A 25,269-nucleotide genomic window follows, 5' to 3' on the forward strand; every position below is an offset into this window, starting at 1 on the left:
TACCCCTTTTATACTAGAACTAATGAAATCCAAGAAATATACGTAATAATAAGTAATGATAAAATTAAAGCCAAGAAACCAGGCATTATAGCTTTCGACAATGGCTCAATTTTTATATTCGATATACTGGAAGCTACGAATAGATTTAATCCGAGAGGCGGTGTTATAAATCCTAGACTTAGATTGACAATCATAATAATTCCAAAGTGAATTGGGTCAACACCCATTTGAGCACTTAGAGGAAGTAAAATTGGAGTCAATATAATTACCGCTGCTATCGTTTCCATGAATGTACCTACGACTAATAGTAATAAGTTCACCAATAATAAGAATACAATCGGATTATCGGTAATTTGCATAATACTTGCAGCGACTGTATTTGGTATCTGTTCAAGTGCCAAAATGCGTCCAAAAACTGCTGCTGCTGCGACAATTAACATAATTGATCCGGTAGAAATAGCTGAATCATAGAAAATTGCAATTGTTTGTTTCCAGTTCAGCTCACGGTAAACTAAGAAACTTAATACTAGTCCGTAAACAACCGCTACGACCGCTGCTTCAGTTGGTGTAAATATCCCACCATAAATACCACCAAGAATTACCACTGGCATTAATATAGCGCCTTTTCCTTTATTAATAGCTTCAAATCTTTCTTTCCATGTTGCTTTTGGATCTGGTTTATAGTTTTCCTTACGAGCATGTAAATATGCCCACAACATTAACGCAAAGCCCATTAAAATTCCAGGAATAATACCAGCTTTGAATAAGTTCCCAATAGAAGTTCCTGAAGAAACCCCATAAATTACAAGTGGGATACTTGGAGGAATAACAATTCCTATTGTACCTGCAGCCGCAATAAGGGCAGTAGCAAATAATTTGTTATACCCTCTTTTCACCATTTCTGGAATCATAATAGTCCCAATTGCAGCAACAGTTGCAGGACCTGATCCTGATATTGCGGAGAAAAACATTGCAGTTAATACCGCTGCAATAGCAAATCCACCACGGTAGTGTCCCACAAACGAATTAGCTATATTCAGTAGCCGCTCGGAAACTCCCCCTCGTCCCATCAATACACCCGCTAGGATGAAAAATGGTATCGCCATTAGCGGGAAAGAATCATTCGCTGTAATCATTACTTGTGTCAATAAACTAAAAGGCAAGGAAATATCAGTTAGAAGTATTGTTCCTAAACTGGATAGTAGTAGTGCAAAACCTACTGGAACAGATAATAGTAGAAACAATATTAAAAGGCCAAATAATACTAATGCTGAACTCATATAATTGTATCCTCCTCTTTATTATTGGAAGCCTTACCAGTATAAAGAAGGATAGAAGCTTGGATAATTCTAATGATAGAGAACAGGAATCCAACAGGTAGTGCAGAATAAACTATCCACATTGGAATTTGAAGAGTTGCAGACTTTTGGTTAAAACTCCTCATATTTTCAATTAAATCTAGTCCTTGGACTAACAAAAATACCGACAAAACCAACAAAAGTAAGTAAACAAACTGTTGAATTGCCTTTTGAAAACCTAAAGGAAGACGATCTAAAACAATATCTATACTTATATGCTTTTTTTCAATAAATGAAATTCCAATGGATAAGAATATCAACCATATGAATAAATAACGAGAAGCTTCTTCAGTCCAACCTATTGCATCGCCCATAACATAACGAGAAAATACTTGTAAGAAGATTAAAATTACCATCAAGAACATCGATAATGTTACGAGAGTTTTTTCAAAGTTATTTAAAACTTTTGCAAATGACTTCATTAGAAAACCCTCCTTATGTACTAATGTAGGACAGCCCACTGACTGCCCTATCATTGCTCTCGTTATTCGACTGCATCCATTAATTTTTTATATAAATCTTCTCCAACCAACTTTTCAATTTCAGGATATACAACTTCCATTGCCTTTTTAAACTTCTCTTTTTCTTCTGAAGTAAGTTCTACGTATTCCATACCGCCTTCTTGAAGTAATTCAAGTGATTTTGCTTCATCTTCTGCTGATAATTGACGATTGAATGTACGTGTTTCATCAACAGCATCTTGTACAACTTGTTGCAAATCTGCTGGTAAATCATCAAAGAATTTTTGGCTAATGACTACTGGCCAAGGTGAGTATAGATGACCAGTCAATGTTAAGTATTTTTGGACTTCCTGAAATTTTTGAGCATACATTAATGCAAGTGGTGATTCCGCAGCATCCACTGTACCTTGTTGTAATGCAGAATAAAGTTCTGTAAATGCAATTGGAGTAGCATTAGCGCCTGTTGCATTCCACATTTGTATTTGTTGTTGGCTTTCTAGTGTACGAATTTTCAATCCTTTCATTCCTTCAATGGTAGAAACTTCATGCGTATTATTCATTAAATGACGGAAACCATTTTCCCAATAACCTAATCCTTTAATTCCTACATCTGATAGACTGTCTAACACTTCTGTCCCTACTTCACCATCTAATACTTCATGCGCCATCGCTGCATCTTCAAATAGAAATGGTAGATCCCATAAATACATACCTGAAGCAAATGATGTTAAAACAGCACTTGAAGGAGCAGCCATAGTTAAGTTGCCTAATTGTATAGCTTCTACCATCTCACGCTCTCCACCAAGTTGACCATTTGGGTAAATTTCTACTTTAATTTTACCGTCTGATTTTTCTTCTACTAATTCTTTAAATTTTTCAAACGATCCTTGTGCAAAATGATCTTCTGATGCCGCATGGCCAGCTTTAATTACATATGTGTCGTCGTCACTATTCGAATTTGTATCTGCTTCTGAGTTACCTGATTCATCCCCACATGCTGCAAGTAGTACTAAAAGTGCAAATATTAGACTAAATAAACCCCATTTTTTCATATCTCGATACCCCTTTTAATTTGTTTTTCCTTTGCTAAATCTTGCGCTACCCCAATAATCCAATCCTCTTGTCCACCAACTGCATTCATTTCCGCAATTTTGACTAAAATATCTCGTGCATCTACCCCATACTCTTTACCTGCGCGTTCTGCAAATAATAAGAAGCTAGAGTAAACTCCGGTATAACCAAGCATTAAGCTCAAACGATCGATTTGCACAGGACGGACCATCATTGGTTTCATAACATTTTCTGCCGCATCCATAACTTTGTATAAATCCACATTATGTGAAATTCCCATTCTATTCATCACTGCCACTAACTGCTCTAGTGCAGCATTCCCTGCACCCGCACCCATGCCAGCTAGACTCGCGTCAATTCTATCTACACCTTCTTGAATAGCAACAATCGAGTTAGCAACTCCAAGGGATAGGTTATTATGTGCATGGAATCCAATTTTTGTTGAAAGATGTTGTTTAAATAGTGATACTCGACTCCTAACATCATCCATCGTTAATGCACCCGCTGAATCAACAACATAAATTGTTTGCGCTCCATATGATTCCATTTTTTTTGCTTCTTCGAGTAAGTTTTCTGGTGATGTTCGATGGGACATCATCAAGAACCCTACTGTATCCATTCCTAGTCTTACTCCCGCTTTTATATGTTGTTCAGAGACATCCGCCTCGGTACAGTGAGTTGCCACACGTACAACTTGAGCACCCAACTGGTGAGCATTTTCTAAGTGTTCAATCGTCCCAACACCTGGTAATAATAAGACACCTACTTTAGCATTCTTAGCATTTTCAACGGCTGTACGTATAATGTCATCTTCAGTTTCTTTAGAGAAGCCATACTGAATGGAACTGCCTCCCAAACCATCTCCATGTGTTGCTTCAATAATATCTACGCCTGAATCATCTAGTAATCTAGTTAACTCCGCAATTTGCTCTTTGGAGTACTGATGACTAATAGCGTGCATTCCATCTCTAAGCGTTACATCATTTATAACTAATTGCTTACCCATTTATCTTCACCTCTTTATTCATAGCCTCTGCCATAATTTCAGCAGTTCGAACTGCAGCGGATGTAATTATATCCAGGTTTCCAGAGTATTTTGGCAAGAAATCGCCCATTCCTTCTACTTCAACTTGGACAGTGACTAAATCTCCTTTGAAAACCGGTTCGGATTTATAGCGATATCCCGGTACATAGTCCTGTAATACTTTCACCATCTGATCTATTGATTCTCTTATTTGTATATATAGTTCTTCTGAATGATCTTCTATTTTTACAAAAATGGTATTTCTCATAAGAACTGGTGGCTCCGCAGGATTCAATACAATTAACGTTTTAGATTCCTTAGCTCCGCCTACTTCTTTTAAGGCCTTAGCCGTTGTTACCGTAAATTCATCTATATTTTGTCGAGTTCCTGGTCCTGCACTCTTACTAGAAATAGCTGCAACAACTTCTGCATATGAAACATTCACAACATTCGAGATGGCTTTAACAATCGGTACTGTTGCCTGTCCACCGCAAGTAACCATATTCACGTTATCTAAATTAGTAACGTCAGAGGTTTCTAAATTTACAGATGGAATAATAAATGGCCCAACAGCTGCTGGAGTTAAGTCAATCGCTTTTTTACCAAGTTCTTTTAGTATTTTTGCATTTGTAAGATGAGCTTTAGCAGAAGTCGCTTCGAACACAATATCCGCTTTCTCATGAATTTCTTTAAATCCTTCAATTCCGTTATATACGGGAGTCAAACCATGTTCCTTAGCTAAAGCTAAGCCCTTTGACTGTGGATCGATTCCTACCATTACAGTTGGCTCAAGTAATTCACTACGAAGTAATTTATACATTAAATCCGTTCCGATATTTCCAGAGCCGATAATTGCGCATTTCACTTTTCTTTTTATCATATTCATTCTCCTTCTCCCTGCAATTCAAATACCGCCTTACTATAGTAATCCGATGCCCCTTCTAAATGCGTTCTTAATAGTGATTGAGCTTGTTCAATATTATTTAAAAGTAACGCATCTGCAATGACCTTATGTTCTAAAACAATTTCATTTTGTCGTTCTGCCGTAAATTCAGATGTTACTTCTATCAATGTTTTAATGATTTCATTTAATGAATTCCATAACCGTATTAAAGTGCGATTACCAGTCATCATCAAAAGCTGTTGATGAAATTTTAAATCTGCTTCTACACTTTGTTTGCCCCCCGTTAAAGATTCCTCCATCTCTTGTATATATTGATAGAGTAACTCCCCTTCATTATCTAACTTTTCAGAGTTCTGAATTGTTAGTGCATATATCTCTAACAAAATTCTACTTTCATATAGATTTCTTATGTCTTTCTCTCCAAATTTCTGCACAATTGTACGTCCGTTTGAAGGTGTAATAACAAGTCCTTCGGCTTCTAATTTAGAAATAGCCTCTCGTATGGGTCCTCTACTAATAGAAAGCTCTTCGGATAACTCGGACTCTTTTAAGTGATCCCCTTCTTTAAACTCCTGGAGCATTATTTTTTTTCTTAAGTAAATCAATACCTGCTCACTGATATGTCTTTTTTCAAATTTCAACAAAGAACCACCTTCATTTTTCTGAAAATTCTATTTGTTAACAGTTAACCGTTAACATTTAACTAAATATAATGTAAACGTTTTCAGTGGTGTTTGTCAATACTTTTTCTGAATATTCATTTTATCGAACTAGTCTAATAAACTAAATGTGATGTAATACGCAGAAAAGTGAAATTCTGCACTAAGAAAAGCTATTGAATAGTTTTTATTGCCCACAGAGAAAAGAATTATAATTATTCGCAATTTTTTATTACTTTTGATTTAGTATCGATTATTTTAGTTTGTTAATAATTAAGAAGTTTCAATCTCAGCTAAAATGGAAATACTATAAGGAATAAATATAAGTATTTTGGTTGATTCTATAATATTTTATTAGTATAGTTAAGCGTTTAAGCTAAAAACGCGAGAGAGGGAAAACATGAAAAAATTATCAAAGGTATTTTATATAACGATTGGTTTAATAGTATTAGCTGTTGGATACGGCGCTTTAGCCCCAGAAAGTTTTGAAGCTATTACTAGTACTATTAAATCTTTTGTTGCTTCATCATTTGGTTGGTACTATATGTTACTTATGACGCTAATGTTAATATTAAGCATCTTCTTCATCTTTAGTCCCTATGGAAAAATCCGACTGGGAAAAGATTCAGATCGTCCACAATTTTCAACTATTACTTGGATTTCTATGTTATTTTCTGCTGGTATGGGAATTGGGCTTGTCTTTTATGGGGCAGCTGAACCCTTATCACATTTTGCCATCGATCCTGCTACAGCTGAACCAGGTACGAGTGCAGCTTTTAAAGAATCCCTTCGTCAAACCTACTTCCACTGGGGATTCCATGTTTGGGCTATGTATGGGGTTGTTGCATTATCTCTTGCATTCTTCCAATTCCGTAAAGGGGAGCCAGGCTTAATCTCCTCCACTTTGAAACCAATTTTCGGCAAAAAAATGGAAGGTCCATGGGGTACTCTCGTAGATGTGCTCGCTGTCTTTGCCACAGCATTTGGCGTTGCTACTTCTCTTGGGTTCGGCGCTGTTCAAATTAATGCCGGCTTAAATTACTTATTTGGCTTCAAAATTGGCATTACTTCTCAAATTATCATTATAGCGATTGTCACCGTCCTCTTTGTAGCTTCTGCTTGGTCGGGATTAAGTAAAGGGATAAAATATTTGTCCAATATGAATTTACTATTAGCTCTTGCTTTACTTGGTTTTATCATTATTATGGGACCTACTTTACTGATTTTAGATATGTTTACAGATTCTTTCGGAGGTTATTTAGGGAATATTGTACAAATGAGTTTTCGCACTTCCCCATTAAATGGTCATAATCGAGAATGGCTAGACAATTGGACTATCTTCTATTGGGCTTGGTGGATCTCATGGGCACCATTCGTTAGTATGTTCATTGCTCGAGTATCTAAAGGTCGCACAATACGGGAGTTTGTTACAGGTGTTCTTGTAGCACCTACTTTACTGGGAACATTTTGGTTTTCAGCTTTTGGTACAACAGCCATTGACTTTCAGAAGAGAGGCATTGCTGATTTAGCACAAGCATCTACTGAATTGACTATTTTTGAAATGTTCCATGTGATGCCTTTCTCTACAGGTATTTCTGTTTTTGCTGTGTTATTAATTGGTTCCTTTTTCATTACTTCGGCAGATTCTGCCACTTTCGTTCTTGGTATGCAGTCGACCAACGGATCCCTGACTCCACCGAACAGAGTGAAGCTCGCTTGGGGAATCACATTATCCGTAATCGCTATTATTTTGTTATCCGTTAATGGATTAGCGGCATTACAAAATACAATTATTATTGCCGCCTTACCATTTTCATTCATAATGTTGCTTATGATTATTTCACTGTTTAAGGCTTTAAAAGCAGAAAGAAAATAATGAAAACAAATGAAATGCCAAGGGTTTATTCCCTTGGCATTTCATTTATGTTTAAACCTTTACTTTCTTTCTCATTATCAAATGAGATCCGAAAAAGAAAGTTATATTTTTACTCAGCTACAGTATTCTACAAATGAGTATGGAAAGTAGTCGAGATCTTACACGGATTAACTCCAAACTTCTCTAGAAATATCAACAATGTATTTTAATCTTTTATACCGCTGTTCTTCTGTCAGCTTATTACCATGATGTGTAGAAGCAAATCTGCATTGCGGATTAATTCTCAACTGCTCAAGTAGAACATTGAGTTGCTTCCTTGTTCGAAGAAGTCTAAATGCCCGCCAGTAAACTTTCTGGTCTTAACAAACTTCCTACATGGTCCGCTCGAAATGGTGCTTAAATAGCTGTTTGAACTGTCCATTTATCTCGCTCCTTTTATGGTAAGATTGCAAATGATCGAACTGGAAATCCAGAGGCTTTTTCTGGCTTCGGGACGATATTGAAAATAATGGCTCCTGTTGCAGGGAGCTTATCTAAGTTCGTCAATAATTCTATTTGGTAAGTGTCTTGTTCAAGCACATAATATTCTCCGTGTAATGCGCCGTTTTTTAGATAGTCAGCACTTGAATCCGTGTCGAATGTTTCGTGTCCTATAGCTTTAATCTTTCGTTCTTGAAATAAAAACTTTAAAGCTTCTAATCCCCAACCCGGTGCGTGATTATTACCCGCTGCGTCCTTATTGTTAAATTCCTTTTCGTCTGGCCAACGTTTACTCCAATCGGTTCTAAGAGCGACAAATGAGCCTTCTTCGATTTTTCCGTGGGCTTTTTCAAATGTGAAAATGTCATCCACCGATAAAGTAAAATCATTATCTTCAGCCGCTTCCTTTGACTGATCAATGACGACTAATGGTAATACCAATTCTTTCAATTCGAGTTCTTCTAAGTAACGCGTATCTCTTACAAAATGTATAGGTGCATCTATATGTGTGCCGTACTGTCCTGCAAATTGAAAGCTTTGTGCAAAGAATCCATCATCATGATTAAACAATGTATCGATTTCAGCTGCTTTAAAAGCGGCGAAATGTGGTGAATTAGCTCCAAATGTGTGTGTTAAATCTACCCACTGCTTTTCCTTCAATGTGTTGAATGCTTTTAGTAATTCCGATGACATATTGATTTCTCCCCCTATTTTTTATAGTTAAAATCAAATAAAACCCCTTCTTAGAAACAAGAAGAGGTTTACACGTCATCGGTGAATTAGTCTCTTCTTATCTTCAAGCATAACGCTTCTGGAATTAGCACAGTACAAATTTTTGCCTGTTGCTGAGGTATCATAGGGCCAAGTCCCTCCACCTCTCTTGATAAGAAAGTTGTTTTATTTGATTAATACCTAGTATACAAATAGATATTACCTAAGTCAACCATTATTTTCTTTTTATTTAGAATATAATATTTTTAATGGTGGAAGCATCATAATTTTCTTTTCATTTCCTCTGTTTTTTAGGTACATTAATAATATGAAGACTATGAGATAATATGAAAAGAGATAGTGATGAAAAGAGGGGTATGTATGATCCATACGATTGGCATAACGACCGATCATGAAATAGTAAATGACTTTCCTATAGAAGATATAAAACGGAGAAAGTTTGAATGGTACTGGATTGACATTGCCGAGCCAACCAAAGAAGAAGAACTTTTGCTTAGTTCTTTCTTTCGTTTTCATCCACTGGCAATTGAGGATTGCTTACAAAGGCTACAGCGTCCTAAAGTGGACTATTATGATGGTTATAACTTCTTTGTTTTACATTCTTTCAATGAGGAAACCTTAGAAGCGGAAGAGTTAGACATATTTGTTGGTCAAGACTATGTAGTGTCATTTCATTTCCATCCGATGCATGAAATGGAGCAAGCACGGCAGCGTATTAGACAAAACTCACAAGGCTGGGATAGAGGTGCTATCCATGCAACTTATAATATCATCGATACAGTAGTAGATGCCTATTTTCCGATTGTCTATAAAATTGAAGGCTATTTAAATGCTGTAGAAGACAAGCTTACTTATGATATGCGCCATTTTTCTATGGATTCAGTGTTTGATCTACGAGGAGATTTGTTGCGTTTAAGACGTACAGTTATTCCTATGCGAGATTTACTTTATAGAATATTAAATTCAGAACGAATGAATTTACAGCAGACAGAACACACCTACTTTGCCGATATTTACGACCATTTAATACGACTGACGGAAATGATTGAATCTAATCGAGAGCTGACAGCTGATATACGTGATAGTCATATGTCGATAAACTCTAGTAGGATGAACCGTATCATGATGATCTTAACGATTGTATCAACTGTTTTTATACCCTTAACGTTCATTGTTGGAGTATACGGTATGAACTTTGCAAACATGCCTGAACTTGAGTGGAAATATAGTTATTTCGTAGTACTCGGTGCTATGGTCCTCATCGCTTTTTCTATGCTTAGTTGGTTCAAATATAAAGGGTGGTTTAATCTGTTTAAAGATTAATATAAGAGAATCCAGGTATAAAAGCGCCCGTCCCTTGAAGGTCAAAACTGTTTCTTTCGTTTTCGAGGGACTTTGGACAAACGTCTTGCTATATGATTACCGATTGAATTTTTAGTGATATTGGTTGTGACTTAGTCACAACCAATATCGCTTTTTTTAAATAATCTTATGGCATTTATCTGCCCGTCGCCCTTCTACAACTCTTAGAACTAGGTAAGTATGTTTTGAGAAAAGTATTACAGAGTAGTATCCCTAATTCAACAGACAATTTTATCACTATATTAGCTTGGGCGACTCATATCATCTAAGCGAAAGGCTGCAATATCTTAAAGTTAAGTACTACACATTTGATTGCAGTGGAAGGTGGCGACTCCAGCGGAAAAAGCGTTATGTGAAGACCCGCAGCGTAGCGAGGAGGCTGAGGCAACGGCCGCGCAAAGCGTCCACCTGAAACGGAAATCAGCAGTACTATTCATTCTTTTAAGTCACCCTAATTCATTTTTCACGTTACATTTTTATATACTTCTTGGGCACATAATGAGTATAGAACATATATTTTCTTTTTAAAAAACGAGTAAATTCTAGATGAATTTGCTCGTTTTTATTGATTGGCTGTCCAATAGTAAAACAATGCAGTAAAAGTTAGTTTTTCTGTGTGCGTTAAATTATGCGCAAGAGAGACATGGACATTCATTGCTTGTATTTCAAATGCAGGATGCGTAGCATATGGGAAAATTCCAAACCGATATGTCGCTAATCTTTGACCACCTAAATCATGAACGTCAATGTCTCCATATACACTTTTCGCTTCCATTTGAAGTAGTTTTTCGTTATTTGCATCAAATATTATAGCTCTATTTTTTAAAGACATTAGTGGCATAACAATAGTAGTTGCGTGTAAACGATTATGATCTAGTACCTTTATTTTCATAAACTTAAGCTTATTGTGAATGGTAAACGTAGACACTACCTTCTCATCCATCGTTATTATTCGATAAGTAATTGGAAAGAACATTCCCATTTTGAAAATATTTAATGTGGATAGTTTCCTTCGAAAGGGCTGTTCTTCGGTAGGACTTATTTTATATAACCGCTCCCCTGTACTGGAGACTAAATAGGTCTGTGGAATTAACGAAACGTCTCGTTGGAAATTAAGTTCCTGAATCGGAAAACTAGCTGAGTAATAATTGCTATCCACTTTTTTCTCTTCAGGCAATTTTTCTGCAGCATGTTGAAACAAAAAAGAAGAGCTATATAAAACAAGTAATGTAAAGCCAACAGCAAAATGAGTTTCAAAGTCTTGCCACATAACATCTTTGAAAACTATAAGCAAAACTATGTATATTCCTACTAAGCTTATTGATGCGAATTTTGTATATTGAGCTGATTTTTCATAAATATGTTTCAAGTTTTTCACCTCTAATAGTCTTTACGAAGAATTAGCAAAATAGTTCCATCAAAATACTGAACAAAAAAACTGTAAACACACTGCTTTAAGCAATGCACTTACAGTTTTTCATTGTTTTTCCAACGCTCTTCCAAATAGCTTACCGATAAAATACCATAAAATATATATCCCAATTACTATACATACAAAGAATAGAGCACTCTCCATTTTTTCGGGAAGACCTATGGGCTCTAAGAATATTTGAATCGTTACTAACAGATAAATGATACTTGCAATACCTGCTAGTAATACGATACCGATAATAGATAGTTGCGAATAAGTTAGTTGTTTAATATGATGCCGATGCTTACTAAATTCCAAGAGGATTACGAGTATAATTGCTGTGAAAGTGATAGTAACTTCTTGAAGATAAATTGAATTGATCAAATATATGACAAGCAACATAACCATCAAATATTTGTAAAGGTCATCAATTTGTTTTAGCACTTGAGCCACTTCCTACTCTTTTAGTATTTCATTTCTAGGCGTTGCTTACGATGAGCGCGTCTAGCAGGTCCCGTTTCAAATAGACGTTTTTCCTCTTCTGTTTCTGGATGTATGCCCTTAACAGGTACAGGTTTCCCATTGTCGTCAACCGCAACCATTGTTACGTAAGATTCTGTTGTTAGTTTTTCTTCCCCTGTAAGTAGGTTCATGGACGTTACTTGAACATAAACTTCCATGGAAGAACGACCTGTAGAAGAAACAACTGCTTCTAGCTCTAATACATCACCCACTTTAGCAGATGAAAGGAAGTCAACAGAATCTATAGAAGCTGTCACTACAGCTCCTTGTGCATGTTTCATAGAACATATCGCTGCAATTTCGTCGATAAAAGCAAGTACTCTTCCTCCAAAAATTGTTTCGTGGTGATTTGTATCTGGTGGCAATATTAAATGTGTTTGAATAGTTCTTGATTGACTCATTGGATTCGTGTTCATTATTCCTAACTCCTCTAATCTAAATAGTATATGTTTAGTATAGCATGTTCATCAATTTGAGCCAGAATTTGCTGCTGCAGCGCTTGTTGCTGCCATAGTCGAAATCATAATTGCTTGCTGTGCTTGTAAAATAAGCTCTAGAGAAGTTGCCATGGAAATTGCGGCACTTGCATAAGCTTCTTTAGAGGATCTTAAAGATAATCCGAAAGCAATGGGAAGAGCCGAGTCTTTGTACCATGAAAATAATTTCGTACTAGCAATGGATTCATAGGTTGTTACAACCTCGTTCAGTTGTTCTTCATCTAATTTTAAAGCTGCCATAAATCCAATAATAGGATATTGTGCTGCGGATGTTTTTATTTTGACGCTTTTCAAACCATTGCGGATAATAACTGCCCTATTCACCATATTTTCTTCATATTCAGGGTTAGAGTACGTGAGAACCTGTGACATCCATTGTAGTTCATTCCCTGTGTAAAATTTATGTTGCTTTAGTTCTTTATAATAGCGATTCATCGTTTCCGCTCGAACTGCAGTATCGCCTTCCATCTTCCCTAGAAACATTGCATAAGGGTAGTCATCTGTAGAGGTTAAAAAACGATGATACGTCTTCATATCATCCATTAACTTTTGTGTCATCTTCAATTCAAATGACCATTGCTCTTTTTGATCTGACATCATAAGAGCAGCTAAATAAGTATAGCTATTCATTTTAATACCAAACTGTTTTAAAGCATCTGCTTTTTCCATATACAGATTTACTGCTTGTTCCGGATCTGCTCCTGATACATCTAGAGTTGCTACAAAAAGAGGATGTAAATGTGAGCGTAAAGTAGAAAAGATTCCAGCTCTTTTTTTCAAATGACTAGACACTTCTTTATATCTACTTTCATCAAATTCTTTTTCTAAAGTTACATAATACCCTGCAAGTGACAAAGTTATACGTTTATCTACAGTCCAACCTAATGTTTTTTTCAGTGCATTAAATGTTTGCTCTAATCTTTGTTCAACTGTCATACCAATCACTCCTTTTCTAATTTACGCTATTACTCTAATTTAGTTTCAACTTTTGTTATAATTAATGCATCAAGAAAAGTAGGTGTCTATAATGCGAATTAATAAATTTCTAAGTGAGGCAGGAATTACTTCTAGACGCGGTGCCGACAAGTGGATTACTGATGGAAGAGTAGTGATTAACGGAAAAACTGCAGAACTCGGTAGTAAGGTTGAAGCGGGCGATGATGTTCGAGTTGATGGCAAACAAATTGTTGTAGAGCAACCACTCGTTTATCTAGTATTAAATAAACCTGTAGGTATTACTAGCACTACAGAAACTCATATAAAAGGTAATATTGTCGACTTCGTTAATCATCCACTTCGTATTTTCCATATTGGGCGATTAGATAAAGATTCCGACGGTTTAATACTTCTTACAAATGATGGTGATATTGTAAATGAAATTCTACGTGCAGAAAACAGCCACGATAAAGAGTATATTGTGACAGTCAATGAAAAAATCACCGACACATTTATAGAAAAAATGGCTGCCGGTGTAAATATTCTAGGGACAACAACATTGCCATGTAAAGTAAAGAAAATTGGACCAAAAACCTTTAACATTATCTTGACCCAAGGCTTAAATCGTCAAATTCGTAGAATGTGTTCCGCATTAGGGTTTTCAGTGAAAAGATTACAACGAATACGAATCATGAACATATCTATTGAAGGTCTCCCTATCGGAGAATGGAGAGAACTTACACCTACTGAAAAAACAGAGCTCTTTCAGACGCTTAACTATTCACCAAAACGGTAATAGTGTGGAGCAGAGGGTTAACATGGCATATTGATTGGTAAATTTATACTCATGAAAAAAAGCAGCTCCAACAAAATGGAACTGCTTTTTTCATATTATGTGTTTCCCGCTACACGTTTTTCAAGCGGTTGGAATAATTTCTTTTTATCGACATTCGGACGAATGACTTCTAGTTGTTCAAGTGCAAGTTTTGCGCCATAATCCATTCCTTGGCAACCTGCTAATAACAGTAAGTCTCCATCCGTAACATCGTAAAGACCATGTTTAATAGCTTCAGGCAACTCTGCGTAAAGTTGTACTTTGATACCCGCTTCTTCCATAACTTCGAGGAATACTTCAAGCTCACTCTCCGAAACTACATCCTTTTGAGTCACATGGGAACGACTTAATGTCGCAATCACTTCATGTATACCAAGTTTAGGTGCCCATTTAGCAATAGTCTCTGCATTCTCTCTATTCACTGTCACTCCACGATCTCCACGAATAGCATAAACAAGCTTGATACGTTCAAAGTCCATTTTTTCTAAAGTTCCAAGCGTGATGTCAATGTTTCCACTGTTTGCAAAGTGGTCATCAATAATTTTAAAATCATCTTCAAAAATAATTTCAAAACGACGCTCTACGCCTACAAACTCTGCCAAACTTTTTTGGATAGTAGCTACTGGCACTTCACATAATAGTGCAATCACAATACTGACCATTGAATTATATACAGAGTGAAAACCTGGAGTTGAAAGTTCAATTGTAAATTTTTGCTGAGGTATTACTAGATCCTGCGTTACTAGATCTTGTTGAATTTCCACCGTGAATTTGGCTCTTCCTGTTGATAGGTCTAAATTGGTACAGATAACATCTGCAGATTGATCTTCAACACCAATGGTAATAACTTTTGCTTTCGTTTTGTTCATAAGTGAAGCAGAATAAGAATCATCCAAGTTTAAAATAGCTACTTTATCAGCACCAGCATTTCGAATAAGACTAGACTTATGATGAAAATAGTTTTCAAACGAAGAATGCAAGTCGATATGCTCACGACTAATATTATTCAGTGTAACAATATCAAAGTCTACACAGCCTACACGATTTAATTCCAATGCAGAGGAGGAAACTTCCATTGTTGCATGACTGACATTCTCCTCCACCATTTGTGCATAAAAACGTTGTAAATCAAGTGATTCTGGCGTTGTTAATTCAGAAGGCTCGGCATAGTCCCCAATTTTCACTACAACTGTCCCCATTAGCCCTGTTTTAAAGCCATGGTTTTCTAATATGGCATTCGTCATAAACGAAGTAGAAGTCTTCCCATTAGTCGCGGTAATCCCTATCGTCTTCAACTTCCGTGTCGGGTGATTATAGAAAGCATCTGCAAGAGTAGCTAGAGCCACACGTCCATTTTCCACTTTATATTGCGGTAACTCAATTCCATCGATAAAGTCCTCTACTACTAGAGCAACGGCACCATTCTCAACAGCTTGTCCTGCAAATTGATGTCCATCTACTTTGAATCCTTTTATACATACAAATACTTGTCCTTTTTCCACTTTGCGTGAATTATAAGCAAGTCCTGTTACTTTTATTGGTCCAGCATTTTTAGTTTCTAAAACAGGTATATGCTTCAATAAATTTGTAATCTCCATCAAACAGCCACCTTTTATAGTAAATCTTCTCCATCAGTTTACCTCAATTTCGATAAGAATTAAACTCATACAACTATTATTAGTAGAATTCTATTTAAACAGGTGATTCTGATTAAGAATTAGTTACATACTCCGTTAACGTGTGGCAAAGGAATGAGAATATTTATTATTCCAGTCTATTTAATAGTAAGTTGTTTTCGTGTAGTCATTTCTGGACTCTACTACTATTAGAACTTTGAAATAATGGGGGTTAAGTCGAGGGAAAAGTATTCAGCATGTCATAAAACGAATTGAATGTTGGTTGACATAATAAGGAGTGCATATAGAAGACCAAGGTCTAAAAATGCTATTTTTTTTCACAAGTAACTGGAGCCCAAAATCCATCCTTCTCCACCATTACTGCTTCTACTTTATCAAAGTTCTCAAAAAACTTTTCTATAATAAGTTCATTTGCTTGATAATTTTTATGAATCTGATTAAACACTAAACCGCCAATCGTTAGTATAGCTAGACTTCCAACTATTGTGATCATGATTTGTAGTTGTTTTTCTTCAAGTGTACCTCCATTTACGATTGGTTTTTCCTACCAGTTTAAGCAACAAACTTTGAGATAACAGGCTAAAAATAAAAACCAAGAAGCGATTTAATTCGCTTCTCGGTTTTTATTTACTGTTATAATGTTCTTTACAAAAAGCAAGAACGACTGCTTCTTCTTCGTCTTCTAAACCAAAGTCTAATACTTTACCGTTACTCCGATTTAAGAAATGGTATTGTACAATACGCGCTTCTGTTTCTTCTACGACTAGAATAACACGTAAGTCTAATGAATTATTTTCATCAAAAAGTTCATCGTCTTCAGGTACTTCTAATCCAAGTAAGAATTCATAACGATCGCCTGTTATAATTCCTGTTGGATCGTTTAACTTATCAACTTCGTAGGATGTTATTTTCAAAAAGTCCACCTCCGTACTTATAGTTTATCATTTTTTCTAGATAATAATCCATTTTCATTATTATTGATATAATAATGCTTAGCAACTACCAAGTTTAGGAGTGAAAAAATGCGTCTAAATCCAGAAAAATTTATTTATATTTTAGTTCCTTTATATCTTTTACTATTAATATTCGGTAGAAATATAAATGAAGTGCTGTATTCTATATTGTCTTTTGTCTTGGGAATTAGCATGCTTTACTTGGCTTATAAACTTTTAAAAAAACAACAAAATCGAAAAAAGAAATAAATCCAATATTATTTTAGAACGATTTTTCTAATTCTAGCATCATTGCATATGCTCCTTTAGATTTGTTGGAGCATATAGCTACAATAACGTTATTATGTGGGTAATAAGCCGAGTGAAAACTCACTCCTGGATCATATCCCATTACATGATACTTATGGATTTGATTTTCTTTTTTCTCTATCCAAATACCATACCCGTAATAACTATTAGATTCCTCTTGAATATGTGGGGTCATTAATATTGCCTTATCATTCAATAATTTATCTTGTATTAGTGCTTCCCAAAATAACACCATATCATCAGCAGTGACAAATCCTCCACCATCTGATCCTCCTTGTATCGGAATAGAATACATATTCGTTTTCCATGTGCCGTCTTCGTGATCTATATAACCAATTGCTGTTTTAGTAGGTAATGCATCTAAGGCAAAATAACCGGAATTGCACATCCCTGCTTTGTCCATAATATTTCGTTGAACATAGTCTATGAAAAGCATTCCAGTCAATTTTTCTACTATTAAACCAAGTACTATATATCCCGCATTATTATAATAGAACTTTTCACCGGGTATAAATCTTTGCTTCTCGCTTTGAAAAAAGGGTAAAAAATCATGCAAACGGCGGATATGGTACATCGGAGTACTTATCCATAACTCTTCAAAGTCATCCATTATTTCCTCATCAAAATAGTCTGGAATACCTGAAGTATGCGTTAAAAGATGATGGACTGTTATGCCTTCATGAAAATGTGGAAAAGAAGTATCTAGGATTTCTTTTAATAGGCTATCAAATCTTAGTTTTCCAGCTTCTACAAGCTGAGCAATCGCAACTGCAGTAAATAATTTACAACCCGAAGCAATCCCAAAACGTGTATGCTTCTCATTTAGTACTGCATCTGTACGATTTGCATAGCCAAAACTTTCTTGAAGCTGTACCGAATCACCTTGTTTTACAACAATAGATCCTGAAAATTGGTTTTCTGTTTGCCTCTTTTTTAATTGTTCTGTTAAAATTTCCATAGTAAAACACCCCTATTTTGTATATTGATCAATCCAATTGGTTGTTGTACTTTCCATTAGAGCGTTTTGAACTTTATCTTTAAATATGCTCGGATCTATTAACCTCTCAAAATCATCTCCAAACCATTGCTCCACATTCTCTCTGGTCATCACATAGGATTGGTCTGAAAAACGCATATCTATTACTTCTAAATTTTTTATCAATACAAAAGCAGCTGTTGTATTATATATAACTGCTTTTTCGTCGCTACTCGTGTTGTAATTTATAGCGGCTGTGAATGTATCTGGCTCCAACTCTACCGTGTACTTATAATTAGAAAGTGGAAGTTTATTAAATAGGTTTGTAATGTTAGAGTTATTGCCCATATAATCATTTTCATATGCAAGTACTTTATTGAAATTATGAGTTTCTACAGACAGTTGTTTCACATCTTCCTTTTCGACTTGTTTCTGATTATTACTAAGTACATAAAATACTCCTATTAATAGTACTAAAGCGATTCCGACTACAAGCCCTATTGTCTTTTGCAATTATTTTCCCCCCTCTACTTTCTAAACAATTTAACCAACTCATTAATGATTAATGGCAGCAAGCTAAGTGCAATGACAATTAGCCAATCCATCGAACCCAATGATTGAACGCTAAACAATTTAGCTAATGGTCCAACCGAAACTATTAGGACTTGAATAATTACGCCAACTAGAATAGAAGCTAACAAGAACTTATTTTTGAATATACCTACTTTAAATACAGATTGGTTCATAGATCTAAAGTTCAGCGAATGGATTAACTGTGAAAAACTAAGTGTAATAAATGCCATTGTCTGTGCATGCATTAATACATTCTCGGGAACACCCGATGTTACGCCATTTAAACCAATCATAAAAGCTACAAGGGTAATTATACCGATTAACAATCCGTTCAATATTAAAAATGGTAGCATTCCATGAAAAAGTCCCTCTTTTTGTCTCCTCGGTTTTTCCTTCATGACTCCTGGTTCCTCTGGATCTACACCAAGTGCCAATGCTGGGAATGTGTCTGTCACTAAGTTCACCCAAAGAATATGAATGGAACGGAGTGGGGTTGGCCATCCAGCCACAATAGCAAAAAACAGCGCAATAATTTCACCTAAATTACAGGAAATTAAAAAGATAACCGACTTTTTTATATTTTTATATATATTTCTACCTTCCTCTACTGCTTTCACGATAGAGGCAAAGTTATCATCGGTCAATATCATATCTGACGCACCTTTTGCTACATCAGTTCCTGTTATTCCCATTGCAACTCCAATGTCTGCTTCTTTAAGGGACGGCGCATCATTCACACCATCTCCTGTCATTGAAACAGTATGACCGGCAGACTTTAATGCTTGCACAATTTTCACCTTATGTTCAGGTGATACTCTTGCAAAAACGTTTGTTTTATTACATGCAGTCTTTATTTCTTCGTCTGTTATATTATCCAGCTCAATACCTTCCATTACTTCTGATTCTTGCTTGGCAATACCTAACTCACGAGCAATGGCAAAAGCAGTATCTCTATGGTCTCCAGTTATCATCACTGTTCGAATACCAGCTTTTTTACACACTTCAATAGATTCCTTCACTTCTAATCTCGGTGGGTCCATCATTCCCACAAAACCTACAAATATTAAATCCTCTTCAGACCCTACTAGTCCTTTATGTCCCTCCACTTGGTATGCCGCAGCTAATACACGAAGTGCAGACTGTGACATGGTATGTGAAGCAGAGATAATTTCTGCCTTTATTTTCTCGGTTAAGGGCATGACACCTTCTTCAGTCATTATTTGATTACAATGATTTAATAATCGATCTATTGCACCCTTTGTCATGCGGTAATATTCATTTTCATGTATATGCACTGTAGTCATTAACTTCCGGTTCGAGTCGAATGGAATTTCATGAATACGTGGGTACTCTTTTTCTAGTAAATCTTTATCTAGATGGTTTTGAGCTGCTGCTGCCACTAATGCTATTTCAGTGGGATCACCAGTTTCTGCATCTTTTGTATATGTAGCATCATTACATAATACAAAGATTTTCATCAATAGACTTTGTATATCGTTTTCTAACTGAAAATCTTTTAGGGCATGTATTTGACCGTCGGCATAGAATTTCGTTACTGTCATTTTGTTCTGGGTGAGTGTTCCGGTTTTGTCGGAGCAAATAACATTTACTGAACCCAATGCTTCGACAGCTGGTAATTTTCTAATAATGACATGTTGTTTAATCATCCTCTGTACACCGATTGCAAGAACAATAGATACAATGGCAGGCATTCCTTCAGGAATAGCAGCAACCGCCAAACTTACAGCAATCATGAACATTTCTAGAAAATCTCGCCCCTGTAAAATTCCTATTAAAAACATGACCAGTGAAATAATCAAAGCCCCTATACCTAGGTATTTCCCTACTTGTGCCAGGCTTTTTTGTAATGGTGTTTGCTCATCTACAGTAGTATTTAACATACCGGCTATTTTACCAATTTGAGTGTCCATCCCTGTAGCTACAGCTATTCCTGTTCCTCGTCCGACTGTTACAAGCGTAGACATAAATAGCATGTTTAGCTGATCTCCAAGTGGAATATCCTGTTCGTCCTTTTCTAACAGAGCAAATGCATCTTTATCAACAGGAACTGACTCTCCCGTAAGTGTTGCTTCTTCTACCTTCAAATTAGCAGACTCTATTAGACGAATATCACATGGGATATAAGAACCTGCCCCTACCACCACAAAATCTCCAGGCACAACCTCTGCTGAGTCTATTTCTTTCATTTCTCCATCTCTTTGCACAATCGCTTTTGGGGTAGCCATATTTTTTAGTGCTTCCAGTGCATCCTCTGCTTTGGATTCTTGAATAACTCCCACAACAGCGTTAATTATTACGACCAGTCCTATAATAAGTGCATCTGCAATCTCGCCAACAAAAGCAGAAACGACAGCAGCAACTATCAAAACATAAATGAGAACATTGTTAATCTGTGAAAATATTCTCTCTACCCAAGTTTTCTTGCGATTAGTAGCTAATCGATTGTGGCCGTATTGCTGCAATCGTTTTTGTGCTTCTAGCTCCGTGATCCCTTTGTCGTTTTTAACATGAAGTTCCTGGAACACTTCTTCTTTAGATTTTTTATACCATATCATCTCGGTTTCATCTTTCCTTTCTAGTAATTGTTTAAATTACGATATTTTGTTCCACCTAAGTGGAATAATTTGTTCAGTACCCTTACAATAATATTAATATTAGAAAGATTGAAGGAGATAGATGAAATGAGTCATCTAAACAAAGAATTATTTGATTTTATCATGACCAATAAATCGGAAATAACAGATGCATGGTTAACTCAACAGTCAAAAGATAATCCAACCTACTCCCTACCACAAAACAATACATACTTGAGAGATGAAAATGGAGCTTTAATAGAAGCTATATCTTCTGTCTATATCCGTGATCAATATGAATATCTTGAATATATCAACACCCGTTCTGCAGTAGTCGCAGAAAAGAGAGCAAAAGAAAAATTCCCTTTGTATGAAAGCATCCGAAGTTTTCGTAATGTCCGGATTGCCTATTGGGCTTTCGTTCAAAAATTTATCCAACAGTCTACAACTCCTGTAACTGGAAAACAGGTTGCGGAATGGTCTAATTTGATGAATACTGCATTTGACCACATCATTGAAAACTTTGCAAAGTATCATCATATATATACAGCAAATCTTCTCGCTACCCAACAAGCTCTGATTACAGAGTTAAGTAGTCCTGTTATTCCTATTAAAGAAGGGATAGGAGTTTTACCTTTAGTAGGAAATATTGATACCGAACGTGCATCCATTATTTTAGAAACCACCTTGCAACAGAGTTCTGCTAAAAAGCTTAGTACCCTTTTTATAGATTTATCGGCAGTACCAGTATTAGACACGATGGTTGCCCAACAATTGTATCAGCTGCATTCTGCACTAAAACTTATTGGTGTGCATGCTATTTTCTCTGGAATTCGACCTGAACTTGCTCAAACGGCAGTTTCACTAGGTATTAACTTTGCAGATATGCAGTCCTATTCCACATTAATGTACGCTTTGAAGGCTAATTCTTAAGTTATTCACAGTGTATCCACAGTACACAAATTTCCAGAGAGTTACCCACATGTTAATAACTTTCCAAAAGAAAAGCGACAATTATTCCACTGTGGATAATTAGTCGCTCTCTTTTATTGAATCGTTATTTTTCCTTCTCTATTTACTAGAATTTCTTTTCCAGTCTCCAGAACTATTTCTAATGGAGAAGTTTTACTCATATTTTTAGAAAAATACCATTTTCTCTGTGGGGGAACTAATAAAATAAACGTATCTTTTTTTCCTAGAAAGTTTAATTCATCCGGTTCAATTTGGACATGCCCGGAAATAGGAATACCAATACTTTGCAGCTTTTCTCCTGTTTCCTCTACAAAGGGAGTAGTAATACTTACCTCACTTAGATTTAAAAATGACTCGATGCTGAAATCACTCCATTTGTCTACATTTCTCCTTGCTATTAACTCAATCACATTACCCGTTGGATCTTCAAAGTAGAAAGCATCTGCTTCAAACCGAGCATAATAGATTTCATCTACAGATGCTTCTCTATTTAGCAACACTCTCTCTTTTGCCCAATGTTTTGCAAGGGTGAATTGGTTACCTGGTATATTAATGGCAAAATGATAGGAAGTCTGTAAATCGGAATGTCGAAAAATGAGCGTCGAAGTTCCAATTGATAGTTGGAAATATTCGTCTGTAGATTGTTCTATAGGAAGCTCTAAAACATTCCCATAGAAGCCTCGTAATTGTTTTAATTGATTTGTATATAGCGTTACTGTCTTAAACATATTCTCTCCTCCATTACTTAACGTCTATAAGTTCAAAACGCTCGCAAACTAGTAACATCTCTTCTGAAAACTCCCTATCTAATTCTTTTAACTCATTTGAGAAAAATTCGATATGTACCTTACGCCAATGTTCATAGCTAAGATCCCCTTCTCCTTCTGCATAAGCAAAATCCAAAGGTACCTCTTTCATCGGCATTATTTTCACGTCCGATGTCCGAATTATACAAACTGGTTCATCCTTACTATTAAGTACAATACTATAATCGTTTACCATAGGAAGTGGCTCATTCTCTAACTCATAATGTAAATGCAATGAGCAGGTAGCAGATTTTACTCCATCCTTTACTAGCTGAGCCAATTCATCTGGAATACCACCAAACTGCCATGCAGTGACTGAAAGCGTCTTTTCTTTTCCAACAAAATACGTATCCCAATACTTTTTAGCTAATGCATTCATCATGAAAACCTCATTCAATTTATTTTTTCTTTAAATTCAGTATATTAAACTACGTCTGTAATTACTATTGCAAAGGTAGATTTATTCTTACCTTACATATGGGTTAACATTAGCACTCCAACTTGTTTATAATTCTTGTATATTTGTTATAAGCATTTTGCTTTAAAAGCATGCTCAAAACTTTCCAATCCAAAGGAGCCATTTAAATGACTAATAAACTCTATTATGAAAATCCCAACATCCAATCCTTTCATGCAAAAGTAATTGAACAGCAGCAAGATTATGTTGTTCTTTCCAAGACTGCCTTTTACCCTACCGGTGGTGGTCAGCCGCATGATCTTGGGCTGTTAAACGACGTTGAAGTGACAAATGTAGAAATAGTTGATGGTGAAATTAGACATTTCATTAATAATCCTTTACCTGAAAATACTTTGGAGGTAAAGGGACAGCTTGACTGGAAGAGACGTTTTGATCATATGCAACAACATGCTGGTCAACATATCCTATCGGCAGCCTTTGAACAATTATTTGGATTCCAAACGGTTAGCTTCCATTTAGGAAAAGATACAGTGACGATTGACTTAAATGCAGCCGAAGTAACAGAAGCACAGTTAATAGAAGTAGAGCTAAGTGCAAATCAAGTAATTCTAGAAAATCATCCTATTGAAACAAAGTGGATAACCGAAGAGGAATTATCAAACTTCCATTTACGAAAAGCGACATCAGTAAAAGAAAATATTCGACTCGTCATCATTCCTGACTACGATTACAATGCATGCGGGGGAACCCATCCATCCTCTACTGGGCAAGTAAGAGCTATTAAAATTCTTCAGACAGAAAAACAAAAGAAACTTGTACGAGTGGAGTTCATATGTGGGGAAAGAATTCTTACACATTTACATAGAAAACACCAGGTACTTGTAAATTTAGTTAGTACATTAAGCACTCCCGAAGACAAAATTATTAATGCTGCCAAAAATCTTTTAGCACAAAATTCCGCATTAGAAAAGGAAATAAAAGATCTATCCAATTCTCTTTTAACATATAAAGCAAGAGAGTTAAGAGAAAACTCAGATGGAACTACGATTACTTGTATACTCGAAAATAGATCGATGCAAGAGCTTCAAAAACTAGCTAAATTAGTCATCCAAGACACCCCACAATCTATGTGTATTTTAGTCTCTCACAATGATGACAAGCTACAAATTGTCGTTGCGAAAGGAAGTAATGTAGTTCAAAGTATGAAAGACCTCATTACACATATTTTGCCTTTTATCCATGGCAAAGGCGGGGGCAACGAGAACATGGCTCAAGGTGGTGGAGATAAAATAATAACAAGTGAACAATTAATCGAAATAGCTAAATCATATATCCATTAAGCACCGTTCCACAAATGTCCTCCTGACATATACTAAGTTGATTACTCTATGAAAGGAGGATTAAGCAATGAACAATCAATTTCCTTTTCCACAAGGTCCAGGCGGTCCCCAAGGATTTCCACCTATTGAAGGACAACAATTTAGAAATCCACCGTTTCCTGGAAGTATGATGCCACCATTTGGAAATCAACAATTTCCTGGGAACATCTTCCCTCCGTTTGGTCAACAACAAGGGCCATCATTCCCTCCTAGCTTTCCACCAGGGAGACCACCAGGGGGTCAACAAGGCGGTGGTCAACAAGGAGCTCCGACTAGCCCACCACCTTCTTTTGTTCCACAAAGACAAAGTGTCGGGGTATTTGCTGTAGATCCTGGTTCCATCCGAGGTTGTCTATTCCGCAATACGTATGTATGGCTGAATAACGGCAATTCTTTTTGGCTTTATCCTACGTTTGTCGGCAGAAGATCTGTATCAGGATTTAGATGGAACGGATTCATGTGGACTTACTACGGAACAGATTTGGAGAGAATTTCCTCTTTTCAATGTTTTTAACCTAGTAAAT

General features: G+C 36.1%; 25 protein-coding genes, 1 pseudogene and 1 riboswitch. Of the genes and pseudogenes, 6 read left to right on the forward strand and 20 right to left on the reverse strand.

The window, feature by feature from the left end; all coding sequences use genetic code 11:
* Positions 1-8: 8 nt before the first annotated feature.
* From BM260_RS13660 to BM260_RS13685, 6 genes are all read right to left on the reverse strand, one after another.
* Positions 9-1,280 (reverse strand): TRAP transporter large permease, encoded by a 1,272-nt coding sequence (locus BM260_RS13660; protein WP_093537906.1) that lies wholly within the window; start codon positions 1,278-1,280, stop codon positions 9-11.
* Positions 1,277-1,780: a TRAP transporter small permease gene (locus BM260_RS13665; RefSeq protein ID WP_175496303.1), complete on the reverse strand. Its 504-nt coding sequence runs from the start codon at positions 1,778-1,780 to the stop codon at positions 1,277-1,279. Before BM260_RS13665 ends, BM260_RS13660 begins: the two co-directional genes overlap by 4 nt.
* Before the next feature lie 62 nt (positions 1,781-1,842).
* Positions 1,843-2,871: a DctP family TRAP transporter solute-binding subunit gene (locus BM260_RS13670; RefSeq protein ID WP_093537908.1), complete on the reverse strand. Its 1,029-nt coding sequence runs from the start codon at positions 2,869-2,871 to the stop codon at positions 1,843-1,845.
* Complete coding sequence (gene dmpG / locus BM260_RS13675; RefSeq protein WP_093537909.1) at positions 2,868-3,896, reverse strand: 4-hydroxy-2-oxovalerate aldolase; 1,029 nt, start codon at positions 3,894-3,896, stop codon at positions 2,868-2,870. Before dmpG ends, BM260_RS13670 begins: the two co-directional genes overlap by 4 nt.
* A complete protein-coding gene (locus BM260_RS13680) occupies positions 3,889-4,794 on the reverse strand; it encodes an acetaldehyde dehydrogenase (acetylating) (RefSeq protein WP_093537910.1) in 906 nt (301 codons plus the stop codon). The genes dmpG and BM260_RS13680 overlap by 8 nt, the downstream gene beginning before the upstream one ends.
* A gap of 2 nt (positions 4,795-4,796) precedes the next feature.
* Entirely contained in the window at positions 4,797-5,459 is a 663-nt protein-coding gene (locus BM260_RS13685; protein ID WP_093537911.1) for a GntR family transcriptional regulator, read from the reverse strand.
* A gap of 418 nt (positions 5,460-5,877) precedes the next feature.
* Between BM260_RS13685 and BM260_RS13690 the strand changes: the two genes are divergently transcribed.
* The gene (locus BM260_RS13690; RefSeq protein WP_093537912.1) at positions 5,878-7,353 is read left to right on the forward strand and encodes a BCCT family transporter; all 1,476 of its coding nucleotides are present in this window, start codon (positions 5,878-5,880) and stop codon (positions 7,351-7,353) included.
* 167 nt (positions 7,354-7,520) lie between these two features.
* Here the strand turns inward: BM260_RS13690 and BM260_RS18675 are convergent.
* A pseudogene (locus tag BM260_RS18675) lies at positions 7,521-7,655 on the reverse strand (5-methyltetrahydropteroyltriglutamate--homocysteine S-methyltransferase); the annotation flags it as partial.
* 133 nt (positions 7,656-7,788) lie between these two features.
* Complete coding sequence (locus BM260_RS13695; RefSeq protein ID WP_093537913.1) at positions 7,789-8,526, reverse strand: cyclase family protein; 738 nt, start codon at positions 8,524-8,526, stop codon at positions 7,789-7,791.
* A gap of 94 nt (positions 8,527-8,620) precedes the next feature.
* Positions 8,621-8,723: riboswitch (SAM riboswitch) on the reverse strand.
* A gap of 202 nt (positions 8,724-8,925) precedes the next feature.
* Here BM260_RS13695 and corA point away from each other — a divergent pair.
* The gene (gene corA / locus BM260_RS13700) at positions 8,926-9,888 is read left to right on the forward strand and encodes a magnesium/cobalt transporter CorA (RefSeq protein WP_093537914.1); all 963 of its coding nucleotides are present in this window, start codon (positions 8,926-8,928) and stop codon (positions 9,886-9,888) included.
* 601 nt (positions 9,889-10,489) lie between these two features.
* Here corA and BM260_RS13705 read toward each other — a convergent pair.
* The 4 genes from BM260_RS13705 to BM260_RS13720 all read right to left on the reverse strand — a co-directional run bounded on the left by BM260_RS13705 (position 10,490) and on the right by BM260_RS13720 (position 13,293).
* A complete protein-coding gene (locus tag BM260_RS13705; RefSeq protein WP_093537915.1) occupies positions 10,490-11,296 on the reverse strand; it encodes a hypothetical protein in 807 nt (268 codons plus the stop codon).
* Positions 11,297-11,404: 108 nt separating this feature from the next.
* Positions 11,405-11,782 (reverse strand): hypothetical protein, encoded by a 378-nt coding sequence (locus tag BM260_RS13710; protein WP_093537916.1) that lies wholly within the window; start codon positions 11,780-11,782, stop codon positions 11,405-11,407.
* 20 nt (positions 11,783-11,802) lie between these two features.
* Positions 11,803-12,276: an acyl-CoA thioesterase gene (locus tag BM260_RS13715; RefSeq protein WP_093537917.1), complete on the reverse strand. Its 474-nt coding sequence runs from the start codon at positions 12,274-12,276 to the stop codon at positions 11,803-11,805.
* A gap of 51 nt (positions 12,277-12,327) precedes the next feature.
* Positions 12,328-13,293 carry a DUF4003 family protein gene (locus tag BM260_RS13720; protein WP_093537918.1) on the reverse strand — a complete coding sequence of 322 codons (966 nt, stop codon included), beginning with the start codon at positions 13,291-13,293 and terminating at the stop codon, positions 12,328-12,330.
* Positions 13,294-13,384: 91 nt separating this feature from the next.
* Here BM260_RS13720 and rluF point away from each other — a divergent pair, with 91 nt between their 5' ends.
* Positions 13,385-14,089, forward strand: a complete 705-nt coding sequence (gene rluF / locus BM260_RS13725) for a 23S rRNA pseudouridine(2604) synthase RluF (RefSeq protein ID WP_093537919.1) — start codon at positions 13,385-13,387, stop codon at positions 14,087-14,089.
* A 95-nt stretch (positions 14,090-14,184) separates the two neighbouring features.
* On the opposite strand, the gene BM260_RS13730 is transcribed toward rluF, so the two are convergent.
* The 6 genes from BM260_RS13730 to BM260_RS13760 form a co-directional block, all read right to left on the reverse strand.
* On the reverse strand, positions 14,185-15,726 hold the full coding sequence (locus tag BM260_RS13730) for a Mur ligase family protein (RefSeq protein ID WP_093537920.1): 1,542 nt from the start codon (positions 15,724-15,726) through the stop codon (positions 14,185-14,187).
* A 346-nt stretch (positions 15,727-16,072) separates the two neighbouring features.
* Positions 16,073-16,258, reverse strand: a complete 186-nt coding sequence (locus tag BM260_RS13735; protein WP_093537921.1) for a hypothetical protein — start codon at positions 16,256-16,258, stop codon at positions 16,073-16,075.
* Between the two features lie 130 nt (positions 16,259-16,388).
* Positions 16,389-16,688, reverse strand: a complete 300-nt coding sequence (locus BM260_RS13740) for a DUF6509 family protein (RefSeq protein ID WP_322788095.1) — start codon at positions 16,686-16,688, stop codon at positions 16,389-16,391.
* A 292-nt stretch (positions 16,689-16,980) separates the two neighbouring features.
* Complete coding sequence (locus BM260_RS13750) at positions 16,981-17,985, reverse strand: serine hydrolase domain-containing protein (RefSeq protein ID WP_093537924.1); 1,005 nt, start codon at positions 17,983-17,985, stop codon at positions 16,981-16,983.
* 12 nt (positions 17,986-17,997) lie between these two features.
* Positions 17,998-18,516 carry a DUF4825 domain-containing protein gene (locus tag BM260_RS13755; RefSeq protein WP_093537925.1) on the reverse strand — a complete coding sequence of 173 codons (519 nt, stop codon included), beginning with the start codon at positions 18,514-18,516 and terminating at the stop codon, positions 17,998-18,000.
* 14 nt (positions 18,517-18,530) lie between these two features.
* Positions 18,531-21,152 (reverse strand): cation-translocating P-type ATPase, encoded by a 2,622-nt coding sequence (locus BM260_RS13760; RefSeq protein WP_093537926.1) that lies wholly within the window; start codon positions 21,150-21,152, stop codon positions 18,531-18,533.
* 126 nt (positions 21,153-21,278) lie between these two features.
* On the opposite strand from BM260_RS13760, the gene BM260_RS13765 reads away from it, so the two are divergent.
* Complete coding sequence (locus BM260_RS13765; RefSeq protein WP_093537927.1) at positions 21,279-22,103, forward strand: STAS domain-containing protein; 825 nt, start codon at positions 21,279-21,281, stop codon at positions 22,101-22,103.
* Between the two features lie 113 nt (positions 22,104-22,216).
* Here BM260_RS13765 and BM260_RS13770 read toward each other — a convergent pair whose 3' ends face one another.
* Together BM260_RS13770 and BM260_RS13775 are read right to left on the reverse strand one after the other, a co-directional pair.
* Positions 22,217-22,870 carry a hypothetical protein gene (locus BM260_RS13770; RefSeq protein ID WP_093537928.1) on the reverse strand — a complete coding sequence of 218 codons (654 nt, stop codon included), beginning with the start codon at positions 22,868-22,870 and terminating at the stop codon, positions 22,217-22,219.
* A 13-nt stretch (positions 22,871-22,883) separates the two neighbouring features.
* Positions 22,884-23,327 (reverse strand): ASCH domain-containing protein, encoded by a 444-nt coding sequence (locus tag BM260_RS13775; protein ID WP_093537929.1) that lies wholly within the window; start codon positions 23,325-23,327, stop codon positions 22,884-22,886.
* A 206-nt stretch (positions 23,328-23,533) separates the two neighbouring features.
* Between BM260_RS13775 and BM260_RS13780 the strand changes: the two genes are divergently transcribed.
* Both BM260_RS13780 and BM260_RS18555 read left to right on the forward strand, forming a co-directional pair.
* Complete coding sequence (locus BM260_RS13780) at positions 23,534-24,706, forward strand: alanyl-tRNA editing protein (protein ID WP_093537930.1); 1,173 nt, start codon at positions 23,534-23,536, stop codon at positions 24,704-24,706.
* Between the two features lie 67 nt (positions 24,707-24,773).
* Positions 24,774-25,259 (forward strand): hypothetical protein, encoded by a 486-nt coding sequence (locus BM260_RS18555; RefSeq protein ID WP_217646103.1) that lies wholly within the window; start codon positions 24,774-24,776, stop codon positions 25,257-25,259.
* Positions 25,260-25,269 lie beyond the last annotated feature (10 nt).

The organism is Psychrobacillus psychrotolerans, from assembly GCF_900115805.1.
GTDB classification, from domain to species: Bacteria; Bacillota; Bacilli; order Bacillales_A; family Planococcaceae; genus Psychrobacillus; species Psychrobacillus psychrotolerans.